1 protein-coding gene and 1 pseudogene are annotated in these 3,841 nt (G+C 76.3%); one reads left to right on the top strand and one right to left on the bottom strand.

Features of this window, described 5'->3' with window-relative positions; genetic code table 11:
• A pseudogene (locus HCN56_RS26795) lies at positions 1-98 on the top strand (ABC transporter permease); the annotation flags it as partial.
• 15 nt (positions 99-113) lie between these two features.
• On the opposite strand, the gene HCN56_RS24205 reads toward HCN56_RS26795, so the two are convergent.
• Entirely contained in the window at positions 114-3,467 is a 3,354-nt protein-coding gene (locus tag HCN56_RS24205) for a tetratricopeptide repeat protein (protein WP_209313136.1), read from the bottom strand.
• Positions 3,468-3,841: the final 374 nt, after the last annotated feature.

Here is a 3,841-nt window from a genome sequence, read left to right as displayed (position 1 = left end):
TCACCTTCGCCACCGCCGGCGCCAGCGCCGGCATCGCCGAGGACATGCAGAAGGGGATCATCGACCGGTTCCGGTCGTTGCCGATGGCCCGCGGCGCGTGGCGGCTTCTCTGCTCAGCCGACGCCGAGCACGTCGGCGGCGGCGCGGCGCGGCACCATGCCGAGCCGCCAGGCCGACCAGCCCCGGTCGTCGAGTCCCTGCCCCCGGCCGAGCATCAGCGAGTAGCTGTGCACCGCGAGGGTGAGCTGCGGGTCGCGCCAGGGGCCGTCCTCCTCGCGGAGCAGCGCCTCGATCTCCTCACGGGCCTCGACCTCACCGGCCTCCGCGCCGCCGGGTGAGGCCAGCGGCAGCAGGGTGCTGCGCAGGAACCGCGCCCACTCCGCGCCCCGCACGTCGGGCCGGCCCTCCCCGTAGCCGGCGGTGAAGACGCCCAGCGCCTCGTCGGCGAGTTCCAGGGCGCGGTCGGGCCGGCCGTTGCCCGCGTCGATGACGGCGAGTTCGAGACCGGTCCAGCCCTGCCCGTGGAGGACGCCGGCGCGTTCGTAGTCGCGGCGGGCGGCGGCGAGCAGCTGGCGGGCGAAGCCGCTGTTGTGCAGCGACCCGGAGCGTTCGGCCTTCTGGTCGCGGGTGACGCGGGCCTCGTGGTGCCGGGCGCAGGCGACGCCGTACCGGTCGGGCATCTGGTTGAACATGGTGCGGGCCCGTTCCAGGGTCCGCATGGCGGTGTTGAGGTTGCCGGCGTCCTCCTGCGCCTGGCCGAGGTGGAAGAGGGTCCACGCCTCGCCGCGGGTGTCGCCGTTCTCGCGGTGCTGGGCGAGCGCGGCGCGCAGCTGGTCCTCGCCGGCGGCGCTGTCCCCGGCGATGACGCGGACGGTGCCGAGCTGGGTGAGGGCCCACGCCTGGCCGCGCACGTCGCGGGAGCGTTCGTACAGCTCCTGCGAGGTGCGGAGTTCCGTCTCGGCCTCGGCCACCGCGCCGCGGCGCATCGCGGTCTGGCCGAGGTGGAGGCGGGCCCAGGCCTCGCCGTGGACCGAGCCGCTGGCGCGGTGGAGCTCCAGCGACTCGGCGAGGAGTTCCGCCGCGGTGGACAGCCGGCCGCGCTCGCGTTCCACGGCGCCGAGCGCGTGGAGGGTCCAGGCCCGGTCGCCGGGGAGGGAGTCGCGGGGCTGGAGGTCGAGGGCCTGGGTCAGTTTGGCAAGGGCCTCGGCGAGGTGGCCCTGGTGCTGGAGGGTGATGCCGAGGTCGCGGAGGGCACGGGCGGCGCCTGCCTGGTTGCGGGCCTCCTGGTAGAGGTTGACGACGCGGGAGAGGGTGGAGTGCGCCTTGTCGAGTTCGCCGAGCTGCCGTTCGGCGACACCGGTGCGCCAGGTGACGGAGCGGGTGAGCAGCCCCTGGTTGACGGACTGGGCGAGTTCGTTGAGTTCGCCCAGCCGGTAGAGGTCGCCGCGGAGCAGGCAGTAGTCGGCGAGGGCGCCGAGGAGGTGCTGGACCGCTTCGGGGTCGACGCCCTCGTCGGCGTGGCGGAGGGTGGCGGTGATGAAGTCGCTCTCGTCGTCGAGCCAGCGCAGCGCGGCGCTGACGGAGCTGAAGCCGTGGCCGCCGGCCGCGGCCGGCAGCAGGTCGGCGCGGGTGGAGGTGTTGCCGTCGACCAGCCGGATCACGGTGTCGGCGAGTTCGGCGTAGCTGCGGATGAGGCGTTCCTGCGCCGCGGCGCGGTCGGGTGCGGTCTCCTCCTCGGCGAGCCGGGCGCGGGCGAAGCGGCGCACGAGGTCGTGGAGGCGGAAGCGGTCGCCGCGGACGGTGCGGATCAGGCCGGCTTCGGCGAGGTCGCCGAGATGGCGGGCGGCTTCCTTCTGCGGCCGGTCCAGCAGGGCGGCGGCGGCGCGGGGGCCGAGGCTGGCGCGGCCGGCGAGGGCGAGGCGGCGCAGGAGTCGGCGGACGTCCTCGCTCTGTTCGGCGTAGCGGGCGTGGAGGACGCGCGCCGCCGCGCTTCCCGCGGTGTCACCGAGCAGCCCGGTGTCGGCGCCGGGGTCGGCGGGGGTGTCGGCCGCGGTGCGGGGGGCGGTCCCGGCGCCGGGGCTGGTGGCGGCGAGGGCGGCGGCCAGCTGGTCGGGGGTGCGGGTGGCAAGCCCCGGCCCTGCCATGCGCAGCAGCAGCGGGCGGCGGGCGCAGACCTCGGCCAGCCGGGTCCAGGAGGGATCGTCGTCGGGCGGGGGCGGGGTGTCGGTCGTGGTCTCCCGCAGCGTCGTGCGCAGCAGTTCCACCGCGGACGGGGTGTCGAGGGGGCCGACGGCGAGGTGGTGGACGGAGGCGGGGGCGTCGTCGAGGTCGAGGGGTTCGGTGGTGGTGACCAGCACCAGCGAGCTGGAGCGTTCGGGGACGAGGGTGCGGACCTGCGCGGCGTCGGTGGCATCGTCGAGGATGATCACGACGGGGAGTCCGGTGAGGTGGCGGCGGTAGCGCTCGACGAGGCGGCCGAGTTGCGCCTCGCCGTCGGCGCCCCGGGCGGTGCCCTCGCGGAACAGCAGCTGGTCCTGGGGGGCGCCGAGGCGGCTCATGAGGTGGAGCAGGGCGTCGCGAGTGGAGATCTCGTCGACGCTGTGGCCGCGGAGGTCGGCGAGGCAGGCGCCGCGGAAGAGCGAGCGCAGTTCGTGGGCGGCCCAGCGGGCGAGCATGGTGCGGCCGGAGCCCGTCGGTCCGTGGAGGACGACGACGGTGGGACGGGTGTCGGTGCGGGCCCGGTCGCGGTTGACCCACTGCGTGATGTCGGCGAGTTGGTCGCGCCGTCCGATGAACGGCTTCCCCCGGTCGGGCAGCTGGTCGAACGATCTGCCGAGGAGGGCGCGGGTTCGGGCGGCGTCGCCCCGGTTGCTGCGGCGGCTCGGCGTCCGCTGGGCCGGCAGATGCGTGGTGGCGCCCCCACCGCCCCGGGTGCGGGCGGTCAGCGCGCGCTGCTGCTCCAGCCAGGGGCGGATGCCGCGGACCTCGACGGCGGTGAGCCAGGCGAGGCGGAGTTGTTCGACGCCCCCGGGCTGGTTGCGGCTGCCGGCCTGGGACTCGGCGGTCCAGAGGTGGGCGACGACGGCCTGGAGGACGAAGGCGGTGACGGCCGCGGCCGCCACCACGGCGGCGACCAGCGTGGCGTCGCCCGCGGTGTCGGTGGCGGCGACCGTCAGCAGGGCGGCCAGCGCGGCGGCGAGGGTGGTGGTGACGAGTCCGCCGACGGCGGCGGCGTCGAACCGGTCCCGCAGGCGGCGGGGGGCGTTGTCGCGTTCCGCCTGCTGGTAGCGGGCCCACTCCTCGGCGGCCGGGTGGAGGAGCTGGTCGAGCGCGCTCCGCGCCCGCTGGAGCAGGGCGGCGCCGTCGGCGCTGCCCTGGGAACGGCGCACCTCGGCCTCCACGGAGCGTGCGAGCAGTTGCTCGACTTCCGTCCGGTGACGGTCCTTCAACTCGGAGAGCACTGCCATCCGCCTGCCTCCCACCGATCGTGCCGCGGGCCGCGCGGGGGCGGCCGTGCATGGACGTCTTCGGGGCGGGGTGCCCCCGGCCCGCGCGGTGCGTCGCCCGGTGGTGTCCGGGTGGCTCCGCCTCTGCGTTGGCGTTACCCGTCCCGGGCCCGTTGACGCGGCCGGTGGACGGGCTTTGGTCATTCTTTGTCCCCGGGTGCGCACCTACCGCGACGCACCCGGTCGGCGGTCGCTGCCCCACGGCAGTGGTGCCGCGGGCCGGGCGTGACGTGACATCGACCGGACGGCGCGGCGCGTGCGGTGCTCGCCGAGCGGTCGCGGCGGGGCGCGTCGGGGACGGCGGCGCGGTGAACGGGGCGACCGGAGCCGCGGCG

Origin of the sequence: Streptomyces lonarensis (genome assembly GCF_012033735.1) — a bacterium.
GTDB classification, from domain to species: Bacteria; Actinomycetota; Actinomycetes; order Streptomycetales; family Streptomycetaceae; genus Streptomyces; species Streptomyces lonarensis.
This window is presented reverse-complemented; position numbering and strand designations above follow the sequence as displayed.

Coding starts and splice junctions, on each gene's coding strand:
- HCN56_RS24205 (WP_209313136.1), bottom strand. CDS start 3,467: ATGGCAGTGCTCTCCGAGTTGAAGGACCGTCACCGGACGGAAGTCGAG.